Raw genomic sequence first — 15,026 nt, forward strand, 5'->3', positions numbered from 1 at the left:
GAGCTTGTCTTGTGTTCGTATGGTTATTTTACAAAGCTGAGCAGCAGCTCGCGCACGATTTTCGATGCCACGATTTGCGTCATCTCGCTGTGGTCGTACACAGGAGCCACTTCCACCAGGTCGCAGCCGATGACGTTGGCGCCGTTTTTCGCCATGTAGTGAATGGTGTCCAACAGTTCGCGGGAAGTAATGCCGCCTGCTTCGGTTGTGCCTGTGCCAGGTGCGTGTGCCGGGTCCAGAACATCAATGTCGATGGTCAGATAGATCGGACGGTTGCCGATTGTCGGCAGCACTTGCTTCACTGGCTCCAGCACATCGTATTTGTACAGGTTCATGTTTTCCTTCGCCCAGTCGAACTCTTCCTTCATGCCGCTGCGGATACCGAAAGAATACACATTTTTGCCGCCGATCAGGTCGCACACCTTTTTGATCGGCGTGGAGTGGGAATACTCGTATCCTTCGTAGTTATCGCGCAGGTCGGTATGCGCGTCGAAGTGGAAGACTACCATGTCCTTGTACTTTTCATAAACTGCCTGGAATACCGGCCAGGACACGAGATGCTCGCCGCCCAGTCCGAGCGGGAACTTGCCGTCTGCAAGCACTTTTGCTACAAACGTGCGGATGGCATCGAGGCTGCCTTCAACGTTTCCAAAAGGAAGCGGAATGTCGCCTGCGTCAAAGTATTTGATGTCTTCGAGCAGCCTGTCCAAATACGGGCTATACTCTTCCAGACCGATGGATACTTCACGGATACGGGCAGGGCCGAAACGGGAGCCCGGACGGAAGCTGACCGTCCAGTCCATCGGCATGCCGTAAATTACTGCCTGGCTTTCTTCATAGCTGCTGTGGCTGCGGATGAAGACATTGCCAGAGTATGCTTCGTCAAAACGCATCAGGGTTGTCCTCCTCCGATTAGTCGCGGGTCAGCTCAGCCACAAAGTTTGGCAGTTTGAACGCAGCGTGGTGAACTTCCGCATTGTAGTATTTTGTTCCCAGGTCTTTGATTTTCGCCGGATCTACTTCCAACGGATCGTACTGCTTGGAAGCGATGGTGAAGCTCCACAGACCGGATGGATAAGTAGGGATGCTGCAAGTGTACAGACGAGTTACCGGGAAGATGGATTTCAGGTCTTTGAATACGCGTTTGATGAGATCGCGGTTGAACCAAGGCGATTCGGTTTGCGCCACCATGATGCCGTCCGGTTTCAGCGCATCGTAAATACCTTGGTAGAAGCCTTTTTCAAACAGACCTACCGCTGGTCCCACTGGCTCTGTCGAGTCAACCATAATCACATCGTACTCGCCTTTGTGGTCATGGATATGCTTGATCCCGTCAATGACTTGCACGTCGACCTTCGGATTGCCGGTCAGTGCGCTCGCAATTTCCGGGAAGTATTTTTTGCAGGATTCAATTACGCCCCCGTCGATTTCGGCCAGAACAGCTTTTTCCACAGCGGCATGCTTCACGATTTCACGGATGGCACCGCCGTCGCCGCCACCGACAACGAGAACCTTTTTCGGGTTTGGATGCGTATTGAGAGCAACGTGAGAAATCATCTCGTGGTATACAAACTCATCGACATCGGTGGTCATAACCATGCCATCAAGTACCAACATGCGACCAAACTGCTTCGTATTAATAACGTCGATTTGTTGAAACTCGGATTTCTCACTATATAGGGTTTCAGTAATTTTCGTTGTAATCCCGTGATTTTCCGTTTGTTTTTCGGTGTACCACAATTCCATATTCATGGTTATGTAACCTCCTTCGATTAACCGCATGAAAATACAATATAACAAGAAAATTATAGTAGCTGCCAATCAAAAAGCAAGTTTTTTTTCTGCAGGGTCGAAAAAGCTGTACGGCCTGCCACTTTTTCAGGCGACAGACAAGTTTATCCAATACACTGCTGGCCCATACTGGAAGTATCGCGTGTCCCTTAGTATGTCCTCTTTTTCGGGAAACACGTCTCTTCGTTTTTCATGCAAACTTGTCAGTCTGCAAAAAACCGAAACCGTTTTGTCCATTCAAACGATAGAAAGGAGGAAAGGCAAAATGGAAGTCATTCGCGAGCCCTCCCTGCTCCGTTATTTACGCTGGGTCAAGAAATTTGTAAAATTTTCCATACTCAGCCTGTTGTGTTTATCGTTTGCCATTTTGCTGTTGATCTTGTATTTGCGTTCCCAACCGCTTCCCGAAACTTTCGTGAAGCAAACGACAACGATTTACGCCGCCAACGGGGAAGTGCTGGACACGATGCATCGGGGAGAAAACCGCATATCTGTCCCGCTCCAGGAAATAGCGCCCGCGCTCATCAATGCGACGATCGCCATCGAGGACCGTTCGTTTCGGGAGCATTACGGCTTTGACTGGAAACGGCTGGCCATGGCCGCCTACGTCGACGTCATCAACATGGACATGCGTCAAGGTGCCAGTACCATCACCCAGCAGTTGGCTCGCAACCTGTATTTGACCATGGATAAAACATGGGAAAGAAAAATCAAGGAAGCCCTGCTCGCCATCCAGCTAGAGCTGAATTATAGCAAGGATGAAATTTTGGAAATGTACATGAACCAGATTTTTTACGGGCACTCTGCCTACGGAGCCCAGGCGGCAGCGCAGACGTATTTCGGCAAAGATGCCAAAGACTTGTCCGTAGCGGAAAGTGCGATGCTCGCAGGCATTCCAAAAGGCCCTACTTATTATTCTCCTTTTGTTGATTTTGAGCGGGCAAAATCGCGGCAAAAGCTCATTCTCGAAGCGATGGAGCGCGAAGGAATGCTCACGGCCAAGGAAGTCGAGCAAGCTTATGCGGAGCCCATCAAGCTGAAAGACCGCACAGCGGAAAATGTCACTGAGCAGGCCCCCTATTTTCGTGATTACATTGCCAATCTGGTGAAAAACAAGTACGGCATTGATGAGGAAAAATTCATCCACGGCGGCCTGAAAATCCATACGACCCTCGACCCGGTCATGCAGAAGAAGGCTGAGGAAATCGTCGCTTCGACTTTGCCAAAAGACAATCCAAACTTGCAGGCAGCATTGATTGCCATGGACCCTGCGACCGGGCACATCAAGGCGATGGTCGGCGGGCGCGATTACAAAACGAGCCAGTACAACCGGGTGCTCGGGAAACGTCAGCCCGGTTCTTCCTTTAAGCCGATCATGTACCTGGCCGCCTTGCAAAACGGCTACACGCCGCTCACGATGATGAAAAGCGAACCAACCGTGTTCACCTACGACAATAACAAGCAGTACATTCCAAGCAATTTCGGCGGACGGTATGCAAACGCGATGATTAACATGCGCGAAGCCATCAAAACTTCCGACAACATTTACGCGGTGAAAACCATTGATTTTCTCAGTCCGCAAAAAGTGGTCGAGCAAGCAAAAGCACTGGGCATTACCAGCCCCTTGCAAGCCGTCCCCTCGCTGGCGCTGGGAACATCACCTGTCTCCCCGCTGGAACTGAATACAGCCTACGCCGCAATCGTCAACACGGGAGAAGCTGTTCAGCCCATCGCGATTACGTCGATTGAAGACAGCGAAGGAAACATTTTGGTGCAAGAAAAGACGCAAAAAACCCGCGTCGCCGATCCCGTCGCTTCTGCTCTTTTGGTCAATATGATGCAAAGCGTATTTGAACGCGGCGGAACCGGGTATCGGGTCGCAAACGAATTGAATCGGCCTGTGGCCGGGAAAACCGGCTCTACCGACTACGATGCCTGGCTGAGCGGCTTCACGCCGCAACTGGTAGCGACAGTATGGGTCGGATACGACAAAAATCAAAAAGTGGACGATGTCAAGGAAGGCAATTTTTCCAAAAAAATCTGGGCAAGCTTCATGGAAAGCGCGCTCAAAGGACAGCCACCCGCCCTCTTCGAAATGCCGGCAGGCGTAGTGTCCGTCTACATTGATCCGGCATCGGGAAAACTCGCGACCGAGCACTGCCCGAATCCCCAGTTGTTTTATTTCGCCAGCGGAACAGAACCGCAAGACTACTGTACCGATCATATCCCGGCGAACCAGGAGCCTACACCGCTTACCCCGCCTGATTCATCCACGTTCTGGCAACGGATGGGCAGTTGGTGGAAGCCTGCGGAATGATAGCTGTATCAACGTTTCTCGCAGACAAAAGGGGCGACTCGAAGTCGACATATCGACTGTTGAGACTGCCCCTTTCGTATGATTAGGTCAACCAAAGTCTACTGGTGGCCTTTTTCATTCATGTCAACGACTGGTTGTCTCCGCCGCCTACCACACCATCTCCATCTGCGAAAACGTGGTCATTGACGACGGTAATCATCCCGGCTTTTTCGAGCTGATCCATTACTTCAAACAAGCTTTCCCGTTTGCCCGCCGGGAGCTTCCGGACGAAGTTGTTGATCTCAACAGGTGACACATGCGAACGGAAATGGACTCCGCCGTACTTCACAAAATGGTCATGGGACTGCTCCAGCTCACGCGGATTTTCACTCATTCGTACCGCCCCTTCCGTCAGACAGTTTGGTTTTAGCCTCATTAGTGTTCCGCGTTCGGCACAAAGCATGACCTGTAAAAAAAACCTGATGTTCATGGGCAAATCCATCATTTCAAAGAACAGCTATATAAACACAAACAGGGAAAGAGTGACGGCTCTTTCCCTGTTTGTTGACCTAGTGTACATGTACACAGATATAGAAATAAGTTTACCTGACTTCAATTCTGGTAACAATTGATTTCACAATTTGTTCACATACCGTTCACGATTTTTCGCTTCAGGCTAAAGCTTGCTTTAATTCCTCCGAGGAATTCTCAAACATGGCGGCATTGTTGTCGATTAACAATTTTTTCAGCGCCGCTTTTTCCTTTTCCCCCAGCTCATCAAGCATGATCCGGCGCTTCATGGAGTAGTCCATCCGGTTCACATGGTCTGCCAAAATCTTGTATCCGCGGCGCGCTTCCCGATCAATCTCCATATAGCACGCAGTCGCACCAGCATAGAAAGGACCATTTTCGTTGCGATCAACCGTCACCCAAATGAGCCAATAAGGCTTGCCGTTCGGAACTTCCTCCTTGTTGGTCGTCCATTTGATCCCTTTTTCAACCGAGCTTTTCGCATGCAGAGCGCCCATATCGATGTATGCCTCATCGCCGTCGATGATGACCGACGAAACCGCACTCAAGTCGAGCACCCCTTGACCAAACCCGCCATGCACATTGGTTTTGCCGCTCATGATCGTAAAGCCGCCTTTTTTGCTGTCGAAAATATCCATTCACACGCCCTCCAGACACAGATTCTCCTGTCTTTATTCTACCCGGATTCCAGCAGCGACGCAATTTGCCCATGTAACACGGGTGAGCATCTGGCTTTTCCGCGGATCATCGACGCGTCCTGATCGATCAACGCAGGTATCCTGTTGGGGCGAAAATTTAAAATGTAGCTATGTTTACCATTCGTGAAAATGCTTTTTAAAATAGCGGTTAGCTACTGTAACTCACTCTTTTTTTGAGCGAGTTTTACGGACACAGATCCACTCATGTTTTCAACTGATGTAAGTGAAATGGAGTGTTCATCGGCTCCCCAAGGTGAGGAGCTTATTTTCGAAAAAGATTTACCAGGTTTTGCTACTCCACTCAGCATTTCTTCCCCTGTCACGTTATTGATAACTACGACATTGATATCTGCTTTTCCTGTGTTTTGTACATAAACTTTGACCCAGCCGTATCCTTTAGGAATATCAAAATCAATAGTATGCTGAGTATCGGCTGCAATTGTAAAATCATTGACCGGTTTTTTAGTAGCTCTTTGCATGCCTTTATCTTTTATGCCGTTAATAGAATCAGGTCTGTTAATCTGAGCACCCCTGTCTTGCTCAGTTAATGTTTGCCGTTCATCAACTTTTTCAGGTGATGCTGCATTTGGCGACGCCATTACGTTTGATGTGAAAGCTAGAGAGGCCAGAGAGAGAGTTGTTGCAATTGTTCCTAAAATAAACTTTTTCATAAACAACACCCTTCAAAGAATTCATTTTCTTTACAGTAAAATATTACCATACCCAGCATAAAGTTGAAAACTCCTATTAAAAATTTTTTTGCTAGTTTTGAAGCTCATCTGTGTGAAAGTAGGGTGTCCATGACTTTTTAGATAGCACTACCACGCTGCAAACTTTTCTTATTGTTTAAGGGAATATGTTGAAAAAAGATTATGAGTGCCCATGTGCCCGGTTATTTCCCGTTTATTTTTTTGGGCGGTTCACAGTTCGGGCGGTTCATTCAGACCGTTTATGGTTCACGCGGTTCGTTGCTCTCCGTCTGCTTTTTCCGGTAGCGCTTCATGATCTTGTCAAATACCCACATGATTAGGGTCAAAAGCAGTGCAGTATGAACCGCCATCGCCGCTTTGATAATTATCAGCGCGCCCAGCATCGTGCTGGAGGGAACAGCTACCAAGTAGTACAAAAAGCTGGTGAGAAACGCTGCACCAAACGTCGGCCAACCGCGAAACCCAAAAACCGCCCGCATGTAGCCTGTCACAATCAGCCCGATAATTGGGCCACCCAATTCAATTGAATACATAAACGGGCCGAGAAACAGCCAGACAAACAAATTGTCCATTTTTCCAAATCCTTTCTATCGGTCGGCCGCTCCCAACGCGATGCTGCCGCTTGTCGATTTTGGCTGCTTGTCCGATTTAGCGCCTTTTGTTTCCGTTATCGTATTGTGAATCTTCCGACGAAAAACGTTTGATGAAAAACTTCGGCGCGTTTTCATCCAACCGCGCTGGCGATGTCTCAAACTCCAGTTCTTCACGATCCAGCACATGGATGACGACAACATTGCCGTGGTATTCGATAGCGAGATCTTCCCATACTCCCTTTTCCTTGGCAGAAAGGGTGATAGATTTACCGTTTTTGCGGAAGGTAATCTCAGGAAAAGCTCCGTCCTCCCTGGAAATAATGTAGTACAAATACTCGGCACTCTTGCCTGGGGCTTGATTTCGCAGCCCTGGCTGAGTTTCCTCGATTCCTTTTAGCAGCTGCGTCACTTGCTTCATGACTGCCGGGATGGTAGGCAGCTTGGCATGCTCCCCTACTACATAGTACCGTTTCTTTATGTCTTTCTGGGCGTAGTTGGCGCTGATGTAGGGGACGGTTCCATCTCCCAGTCCCTTGTCGTAATAAGGCATCCATTCGTTGTGGTACGCGTCGAAAAAGTAGCCTAAAAAAGTCGGTTGGCCTGTGCCAATAATGGAATACTGCGGCACATTGATCGTCTTTTTTTCCCACTTTTCATGCAGCGAGCCGCCCTGCTTGACCAGTGGAGCGTAGTCCAGCTTGATTTTTTTGTCCTGCAAAAATTCGGTGTAGCTGTAAGGGTCGTTGCGGTTTTTTCTCAGAAAGCCTGCCGTTTCGAAATACTTTTTCGACGGCAGCAGCTCGTACACAGCCGGAGCGTATTCCGAAATGATTTTTCCCGTACCCTCATCCATCCAGGGAATGGAGAAATCATACCCGTACTTGATCGCCTGGTACGCACGCGGGGAACCGAGAAACGGCGTGCCCATATAGATGATGCGATTAATTTTCGCCTGATACGAGACGTTTGCAAGCAGCGTCTCCCTCGTCAGCAAGCCTCCCATGCTGTGCGCGACCAAATGAACCTGCCTTGCCCCTGACCGCTCCAGGGCGAGATCAATTTTTTTCTTCAGTTCAGCTGCATTTTTCGTATTGCTGTATCGCCAGTCATACGGCATGGCGAAAAGAGTGCGGTGCTTTTTGTAGCCGATCCTCTCCAGTTCCTTCACCATGCTGTAATACTGCTCCGTCAAGTTGCGGACAGGATCGAGCGGGGAGTACGAGAGATATTCGATTGCGCTGAACCCTTCGTTGTCAGGTTCCGGGTAAATGGAGACGCCTGCTTCCCTTGGACGGACCTCGACGCTGTTCGGCTTCGTCGGCACAAGAGAGAGCAAACGCCGATGCTTCGGGTCATTGATTCCGATCAGGCTGTCGCCGAGGCCGAGCCATATTTCGGTGGTTTTGCCGTTTTCCTCTGCGATCAGGCGGGAGCCGCCTATCCCCGGAATCAGGATGACGGGAATCGTCTTCGCAGTAATGTCCAGCTTGTAGGAATTGGGCGTAAAACCGGACCGCTTGCTGGCCATTACTTTTACGATGTAGCTTCCGGGATTGACGTTCAGAACGATTTGCTCGTTGGCGTTTTTCGGTTTTTCTGATTTGGCCAATACCTTGCCTTTTTCATCTTGCACATACAGGTCCATGTCCATCCCCGCAGGAATGTCTTTTAGATCGATTGTGAAAGTCGATGTCAGCGAAAACGAATAGCGGTAGTAATCGACGTCCGTTTTCGTGTGGAGATTCCCGGTAAGGGACGCGGAATAATCGGATGGCAGCTCATGCGCCTCCTGTGGCGTGTCATTCGGCTCGTACGCATCGCTTTTTGCCTCCGCCTGGTCAGCCAGAAAATCAACCCGCAGGCGGTAGTAGAAGTCTTTATGATGAGACTCCTTGTACCCTTTTACCACGATGTAATACCATTTTTCTTTTTCCAGGCCGATGCCTTCCACAGCCTCATCGTCCGTTCCCGGACGTTCAGAACGGCCAAGCTCTTTTTCCTCTTCATCCAACACGTATAAGTCGTAGTTCTGACCGTACGGAATCTCGCGCAGGGAAACATTCATCTGTCCATGCTTTGCCCCTTTGACCTTCCAATAATCCACGTCGCCAGCCGTCCGGATCTTTCCTCTGGCATCTTTTGCGTCAAACAGCCAGTCGGCTTTTCCAATCGTATCGTTAGGCTCCAGTTCAAAAATAACCTCTCTGCTGCGCAGCTCGATTTCTTCCGGCTTGCCGCTGGCTGCAAGGTCTGTGTAGAACTCCTGCGCCAGCTCGTCCAGCGTCTTCTCGGCATCGCTTGCGTCTGGCTCGTCTGTGTCAGGCTCACTTGCCTCGCTATTCGCCAGCTCTTTTCCTTGTCCGAAAAGCGTGGTTAATGCCAGCTTATCCGCTTTATCCTCTGCACGTCTGTCCCAGTCCGCCTTCTTTACCTCCAGCTTTTCCACGTAAGACATATCTCCATCTGCCAAATCAAGCTGCCAGCTTACCAGTGGCTCGTCTTCATCCGGCTCACGCAGGCTTATCAGCAATGGGCTGTCGCCCGCAGGCCGGACAGCAGCGGATAGGCGTGAATCGTTGCGAAAGACGCGGCTTTTGCTTTCACCCTCCTGAGCAATCTCCAGTTCGATCCGCTCAGGCTTCGTGGACAGCTGCGCCTGAATGCGCACCTCGCCCTCCTCTACCCAAGCCCATGCATCCTCAACGAAAAGCTCTCGCTCTTTGGCCCATCCGGTGCCAACAGCATTCACCCAGCAAAGCGCAAGCAACACAAGCAACAAAGACAGACGCCTGGTCGTTTTCATTATAAAGCCCCCCTCATCCTCTTTCTACCTAAAACAGTAAAAAAAGACAGATGAGGGGTGCAAATATATTTATTGCGTTGTATGGTTGCGTATTCCTTGCCGCTCCCAGGCATTGGCGATAATCCGGAAAGGCACCCGATAATCCGCCTGTTCATGCCCCTGTCCAGACGTCTTGTTCAAATAAGGAAAGCCTTTGTCCACCCCAAACCGAAACTGCACCTGATAATACACGGCATAGGAACCGCCCTTTTCAAAGCCGTACTGCTTGTCTCCCATCAATAGTGTATCCACTCCCGCCTCGCGCGTCCCCAGCTTGGAGGCAGCATAGGAATGTCCACCCCAACGCTCGTTTGAAAATGCTCGTAACGGAAGCAATGATTGCAAAGACGTCTGTCTGCGCCCCGTCTCAAAGATCCATGCTTTTGCTGAGACAATCAGCGGAAACTGGCCGCTGACCGGGTGGCGATGACGATCCTGCAGCTCCACACGAGGCAAAATCCGTTCGCCCGCGTAAAAATCGTTGGGCGCACTGTCCTTGTAGCGGTCCCGCGAATGGTATTCCAGCCATTCCGGCGTATGCTGAATAGAGCTTGTCGCATTCGGCTCAAACACCGCAAAAGTGCGCTCGCTCCCTTTTACCGTAATCGTATAGCGTCCTGTCATCGACCTGGCGGCAGTTTGTGTCTCGCACGTCTCCTCGTCCTCTTCGCCTTTGGAACACACGTCGTAGGTCAGCGTAAAATCAATCTTGTAGTCCATCGCAATGACAAAGCCGTTGATTTGCGCTTTGTATGGCTGATTTTGCAGCACCTGCCTCCACGTTGTCTGGGTAGGAACGTGCGTGCCTGTATACACAAATTCCCCACCCATTGACGTGCTGGCTACCTGCCATTGCTGGGGAATTCCTGGGCCAGTCACTTGCAAATCCAGAAGAGCCGGGGTGTAGACTGCAAGGCTTTTTGCGTCCGCAATCCAGCCGGGACTTGCTGTCACGGTAATGTTCCTGACATCCTCTCCGCTGACGGACTGTTCCAGTTGCTGCTTGTATTCCGTAATTTTTTGATTGATCTGCTGTTGTGTCTTTTGAAAGCCTTCGTTAATTTTCGCCTGATCGATCACGACGCGAATTTTCGCCGGCTCACGCTCCCATACGCCGTCTGCTTGTACCGGAAGCTTTTGCAACTGGCGATTTTCACTGTCAAATATCTCCAGAGCAATTTCGCCGCCGTCATAGTTCTCTCCACCTCCGGGAGGCTGCGGGATGTTTCCGCCAACGATCTTGACAGGCCACTCTGCGCGGTTGTCAGGCCATATTGTTTCGTTATCCGGCTTGTTTTTGGACGGATTGATATTGGCAATGAAGTCCTCTGTCTTTTGCGGATATTTGGTTGGGACAGTGATTTTCCGAACCTCACCTGGTTTAAAGTCATTTACATCGAGGATTGTTTCTTTTTCGGAGCTTTCCCATCTCACCGCCAGTTTGGTGTCGTGCGTCAACTTGCCAGCGTTTTTCACGTTGAAAGTAATCGTCGCTTCCGTTCCTGGAGCTTGCGGATGGCCTGGGTCAATGTCGAAGCTGTTCTTGACGATCAAAAGGTTCTCTCCATCTGGGTCTGGACCAGGGCTACCTTCGCCAATTTTCACGAAAAAGAAGCCGTGACAATTCTCGTCTTCATACGAGGAGAATTCTATTTGGTAGAGTCCATCCAAAAGTAGGCCATCATTACCTGTCGGAAACAGGAGCCAATGGTCTTCATCTTTATTACCTGATGAACTATACAAATACTTACCGTCCCGTTTTCTTTCCCACATTCCTGTGTTTGGATCGAACCATTTCACCATGTACGAGCTGTCCTGGCTCAAAAACATCCTGAACCAGTAATCCCCTTGCAGTTCATCTGCTGCCAGTTCGATGGTTTCTCCGCGTTTTACATTCTTGCTCCACTTTTCGGAGTTTAATTTCGTTTCAACCGATACGAGAATATCCGGGCATTTGCGGTCCGATACAATGGTAAACGTCAATTCGCCGACACATCCATTCTCGGATTCAAACGAGATGAGAATGGTATCACCAACGTCCACATCGTTCGGTAGTTTGAGATCGAACTTTTGGTTGGCCGGCACTACCCCATCGGTTAAAGGGAGCTTTTGTCCATTCCTGTTCAAGTACCATCTGCCGGAGAGCTTCGTGGAGAAGCCTATGTTTGTCTCGTAGTAATCTCCTGCATCAGTGAAATACCTCATGTAGACTGGTTGAGGCAGTGTGCTCGGACCATTGGAAGAACTATTCAGCGAATCTCCTTCGGGTGAAAAAGGATTCGGATATTGTCCATGGACAAAAAACACGACTTTTCGAAGCTCAGCAATGGAGCAGGATGCGTCTTTTACGACGATGGTTATTTCGAAGTCGCATTCCGGCCTACCCTCCCATAGCGAGGAAGAGTAGTTTAACTTGAGTTTGTATGTTTTTCCTTTTTCCAAAACGAGTTCAGGTGGGGATGGCAGATTTAATTTGTCAGAGTTGTACGTCCGCCATCTGTCTTTATCGTCGTATTGGCCAGGCAATGTGACGACGCTGCCATTTGGTTGTGTAACGTCCCACTTAATCTCGGCTGGGCCAGTTTCTCCGTACTTATCCTTGTACGTCGCTTTGAAGTACAGCTTGTCTATCGGTAAAATTTCAATTGTTTCCCCATTACGGATGACAGAATTGTTTAGCGTAATGATGGGGCATTTATCTTCGCCGTCTTTGGCTTCCACGCGAAAGTATTTTTCCCAGCATTCGGTTCCGTCATCGCTTCTGTACACTACCTTTACTCGTCCAGATGAGCCTATACTGCCTATTCCGACCTTTTTGTTGCCTCCGGAACCCGTAGCCATTGGTGAACCATTCAGCGTGAATGTGCCGTTTTTCTTTGCAAAAACGGTGATCTCTGCATTTTTCTCGACAACGACATCCGAACCACCGCTGGAAACAGCCGTGTAATTTTTTATGTCTTTGTCGCCCACGACCTGAATATCCATTTTGGTTTTCGTGGTTTCTATGGAGCAGGATGGGGTTGGGTCAGGTTCTTCTGGATCGGGGGCTTCCGGGCCGGGTGTTACTTCTCCCACGGTAAATTGAGCTATATACGGGGTAGAAACGCTTATACTACTCGAACCTTGACGGCTCCGGTGGTGCAAATCGGTAATCGTCAAAGATACTTCGTACACCCCTGGCTCCGTCGGCTTATACTCAGTGTTTTTGTAGGTCCAGGTGTATCCAGGCGGATTGCTCGTTTCATTTACGGTAGGAACGGTGCCGCTTGGGTCGCGGAAATCTTGGTTGGTCAGGAAGCTTTTATAGCCGCGGCCTGTCGTTTTATTGATGACGCTTAACGACCAAACAAAAATGCCGCGGTCATAGTAAGAATAGTCCGTGGCATTTGCACTGATCGTCACTGTTTCGTTGACGTTGTATTTTGTTTTGTCGGTGGTTACTGCACCTGTTGGCTGTGGTGTTGTGCGGAAGTGGCCGACTGAGATGTAGCCGCCTGAACCGTTTGGTACAAGGTTGTCTCCTTTCGTATAGCCCGCGCCGCCTGAGGCGGTTGCTAGTTCGGCGAGGTTGTAGGCTTGGTATTCGTTAAAAGTTGTCTTATTAGAAACTGTCTTACTGTAGACGTTGGCAGATCCACCGAGAATGTAGTTCGGGTTTCCGCCAAAACGAGCGATCCAGTACGCAGCTTCACTATTATCAACAAAATACCATCCTCTATCGGCTTTGGTATCTGTATCCGCAAATCCTAAAACTCTCATCCCGTCAATGTTACCATCCACTTCAATTTGTGAAATAGTTGCCCCTAGACTCCCACCAATGCGCGTAATTTGAATAATATCGAACTTACCTTTAGGAGCGAGTTCTTTATTTGAATCAACGGTAGCAACAGTAATGCCATGGAGGTTCGGGGCAGCTGCAGCATAATTCGGATGAACAGTAATAATCCCATTAAGAAGGAACAAAATAAGCACAGAAAAAAATAATTTCCTGTGCTTCATCGAGTATATTTGCATCATTCCTCGCCTCGCGGTGTATAAAATTTTTGATTCATGTTAATTCTTTCTAGGCTTGGAAACTTGGTATATCTGAAAGAACTTGCATCTGTCGAATCGTTACTGTTGATTACAAAAAAAGCTAAACTGTTCACATTGCTTAACGGGACACTAAACGATTGATTATTCACAAAACCTTCTCTTCCATTTTGTTTCGTGACGAAAGTTGCAATGATCGTGAAGTTTCTGTCACCCTTTGGTACCTTGCCCACGATCTTTCCATTTACAATTTTCAAGCTGTTATGAAACTCATTTGCATATTTTGCGCCCTTTTCGAGCTGCCATTTATCAGTCCAAAGATAACGGAAGATTTCCGCCGCATCCCCCCGCGTTACAGGCAAATCCTCACGAAATTTCGGTTGCCCACTAGGAGCAGCCTTCATCCACCCCCAGGTAATCAAAGCACCTGTATTGGAAAGATTCGGGTCTTTCTCTCCCCGGAAAGGCTTCCACGCGTTGAACACCAGCATTGCCGCTTCTTCTTTCGTAAGCAGCTTATTCGGATCAATTTTTACATTGTCCAGTATGCCTGCTTTTAAAGCCCGTTCATAGCTATATTTAGCCCAATGCCCTGCAGGTAGTTGCGGTACTGCTGCCGTTTCCTTTACACCGCGGATGGCAACCAGGCTGGCCACAAATTGACCTTGCGTAATTTGGTTATTGGGATAGAACTTGCCGCCACTGAGCCACAAATAGCCTTTCTGTATGCCGAAGTCAATCGCTGCTTTGGCAGCGTGTGATTCATAGTCTTTATTTATCGCAGCAGCTTGCACAGTATTTTCAAAGACGCCGCCCGTCACACTCGTTAACGTGAGTACACTTGCAAACAGGCAAGACACCCATTTTCTTTTCAGCATTGAACATCCCCCCTTACCTGATTCTACCATCTTTTTCAACCTGGATATATATTGCACAGGTGGAATCGCTAGTAAGAAAAACCGCAGTTTGGACAATACCTCTGCCTCCTTCACCCCCAAGTCCACCTGCATAATCAACCATGCAAGCAGCTAAGCTTCGCTTTCCATATCCTCCTTTTTCAAATTCCTCTCCAAATATTCCCGAAATGCCCTCTCCGGCACGTCGCCTTCCAGCTTGTCGATCACTTCCCCATCTTTGAGCAAAAATACAGTCGGAGTTGCGGTAGCCCCCATTTCTGTCGCTTTATCCAAATCTGCCTGTTGATTGACATCCAGCTTTTCTACTCGCCAGTCGGGGTAGTCCGCCATCACTTTTTCGAATGTGGGGGTAAACGTCGTGCAATACCTGCAGTTTTCGCTGTAAACGTAAACAATTCTCGTCTCCTGTGCACTGGCAACAGCCAGCCAGGCCAGCGCGGCAAGCACCAAAACGCCGACCAGCAAACTCCACCGCCACAAGTACCTGCTTCCTTTCATCTTCCTTCCTCCCTTGATCCTCCTGAATCAGCACAAAAATGATCGCTATGCTATTGTCAAAGAACGATGCTCGTATTATGCAGCGCCGCCCTGAGACAAAAAAAGCCGACCCGCGATG

At 49.1% G+C, this 15,026-nt stretch carries 11 protein-coding genes; 1 reads left to right on the forward strand and 10 read right to left on the reverse strand.

Annotated features, from left to right (window positions below; all coding sequences use genetic code 11):
- Positions 1–23: 23 nt before the first annotated feature.
- Both speB and speE read right to left on the reverse strand, forming a co-directional pair.
- Positions 24–893 carry an agmatinase gene (speB, locus tag AAFJ72_RS20175; RefSeq protein WP_122902886.1) on the reverse strand — a complete coding sequence of 290 codons (870 nt, stop codon included), beginning with the start codon at positions 891–893 and terminating at the stop codon, positions 24–26.
- A 19-nt stretch (positions 894–912) separates the two neighbouring features.
- Positions 913–1,746 (reverse strand): polyamine aminopropyltransferase, encoded by an 834-nt coding sequence (gene speE / locus AAFJ72_RS20180; protein ID WP_122902950.1) that lies wholly within the window; start codon positions 1,744–1,746, stop codon positions 913–915.
- A 310-nt stretch (positions 1,747–2,056) separates the two neighbouring features.
- Here speE and AAFJ72_RS20185 point away from each other — a divergent pair, with 310 nt between their 5' ends.
- Complete coding sequence (locus AAFJ72_RS20185; RefSeq protein ID WP_432775454.1) at positions 2,057–4,108, forward strand: transglycosylase domain-containing protein; 2,052 nt, start codon at positions 2,057–2,059, stop codon at positions 4,106–4,108.
- A 118-nt stretch (positions 4,109–4,226) separates the two neighbouring features.
- Here AAFJ72_RS20185 and AAFJ72_RS20190 read toward each other — a convergent pair whose 3' ends face one another.
- The 8 genes from AAFJ72_RS20190 to AAFJ72_RS20225 all read right to left on the reverse strand — a co-directional run bounded on the left by AAFJ72_RS20190 (position 4,227) and on the right by AAFJ72_RS20225 (position 14,908).
- Positions 4,227–4,481: a hypothetical protein gene (locus tag AAFJ72_RS20190; RefSeq protein ID WP_432775455.1), complete on the reverse strand. Its 255-nt coding sequence runs from the start codon at positions 4,479–4,481 to the stop codon at positions 4,227–4,229.
- A gap of 277 nt (positions 4,482–4,758) precedes the next feature.
- Complete coding sequence (locus AAFJ72_RS20195; protein WP_432775456.1) at positions 4,759–5,256, reverse strand: YwhD family protein; 498 nt, start codon at positions 5,254–5,256, stop codon at positions 4,759–4,761.
- Between the two features lie 212 nt (positions 5,257–5,468).
- Positions 5,469–5,987, reverse strand: coding sequence for a hypothetical protein (locus AAFJ72_RS20200; protein ID WP_432775457.1), 519 nt, complete (start codon positions 5,985–5,987; stop codon positions 5,469–5,471).
- Between the two features lie 278 nt (positions 5,988–6,265).
- Entirely contained in the window at positions 6,266–6,598 is a 333-nt protein-coding gene (locus AAFJ72_RS20205) for a hypothetical protein (RefSeq protein WP_122902891.1), read from the reverse strand.
- Positions 6,599–6,674: 76 nt separating this feature from the next.
- A complete protein-coding gene (locus AAFJ72_RS20210; RefSeq protein WP_432775458.1) occupies positions 6,675–9,422 on the reverse strand; it encodes a lipase/acyltransferase domain-containing protein in 2,748 nt (915 codons plus the stop codon).
- 69 nt (positions 9,423–9,491) lie between these two features.
- Positions 9,492–13,478 (reverse strand): ABC transporter permease, encoded by a 3,987-nt coding sequence (locus AAFJ72_RS20215; protein WP_432775459.1) that lies wholly within the window; start codon positions 13,476–13,478, stop codon positions 9,492–9,494.
- The gene (locus AAFJ72_RS20220; RefSeq protein ID WP_432775460.1) at positions 13,475–14,371 is read right to left on the reverse strand and encodes an S-layer homology domain-containing protein; all 897 of its coding nucleotides are present in this window, start codon (positions 14,369–14,371) and stop codon (positions 13,475–13,477) included. The genes AAFJ72_RS20215 and AAFJ72_RS20220 overlap by 4 nt, the downstream gene beginning before the upstream one ends.
- Positions 14,372–14,521: 150 nt before the next feature.
- On the reverse strand, positions 14,522–14,908 hold the full coding sequence (locus tag AAFJ72_RS20225) for a thioredoxin family protein (protein WP_122902895.1): 387 nt from the start codon (positions 14,906–14,908) through the stop codon (positions 14,522–14,524).
- Positions 14,909–15,026 lie beyond the last annotated feature (118 nt).

It is taken from the genome of Brevibacillus gelatini, from assembly GCF_050920745.1.
GTDB classification, from domain to species: domain Bacteria; phylum Bacillota; class Bacilli; order Brevibacillales; family Brevibacillaceae; genus Brevibacillus; species Brevibacillus gelatini.

Excerpts from the sequence above, each read along its gene's own strand:
- speB (WP_122902886.1), bottom strand. The coding sequence starts at position 893 with ATGCGTTTTGACGAAGCATACTCTGGCAATGTCTTCATCCGCAGCCAC.
- speE (WP_122902950.1), bottom strand. The coding sequence starts at position 1,746 with ATGGAATTGTGGTACACCGAAAAACAAACGGAAAATCACGGGATTACA.
- AAFJ72_RS20185 (WP_432775454.1), top strand. The coding sequence starts at position 2,057 with ATGGAAGTCATTCGCGAGCCCTCCCTGCTCCGTTATTTACGCTGGGTC.
- AAFJ72_RS20190 (WP_432775455.1), bottom strand. The coding sequence starts at position 4,481 with ATGAGTGAAAATCCGCGTGAGCTGGAGCAGTCCCATGACCATTTTGTG.
- AAFJ72_RS20195 (WP_432775456.1), bottom strand. The coding sequence starts at position 5,256 with ATGGATATTTTCGACAGCAAAAAAGGCGGCTTTACGATCATGAGCGGC.
- AAFJ72_RS20200 (WP_432775457.1), bottom strand. The coding sequence starts at position 5,987 with ATGAAAAAGTTTATTTTAGGAACAATTGCAACAACTCTCTCTCTGGCC.
- AAFJ72_RS20205 (WP_122902891.1), bottom strand. The coding sequence starts at position 6,598 with ATGGACAATTTGTTTGTCTGGCTGTTTCTCGGCCCGTTTATGTATTCA.
- AAFJ72_RS20210 (WP_432775458.1), bottom strand. The coding sequence starts at position 9,422 with ATGAAAACGACCAGGCGTCTGTCTTTGTTGCTTGTGTTGCTTGCGCTT.
- AAFJ72_RS20215 (WP_432775459.1), bottom strand. The coding sequence starts at position 13,478 with ATGATGCAAATATACTCGATGAAGCACAGGAAATTATTTTTTTCTGTG.
- AAFJ72_RS20220 (WP_432775460.1), bottom strand. The coding sequence starts at position 14,371 with ATGCTGAAAAGAAAATGGGTGTCTTGCCTGTTTGCAAGTGTACTCACG.
- AAFJ72_RS20225 (WP_122902895.1), bottom strand. The coding sequence starts at position 14,908 with ATGAAAGGAAGCAGGTACTTGTGGCGGTGGAGTTTGCTGGTCGGCGTT.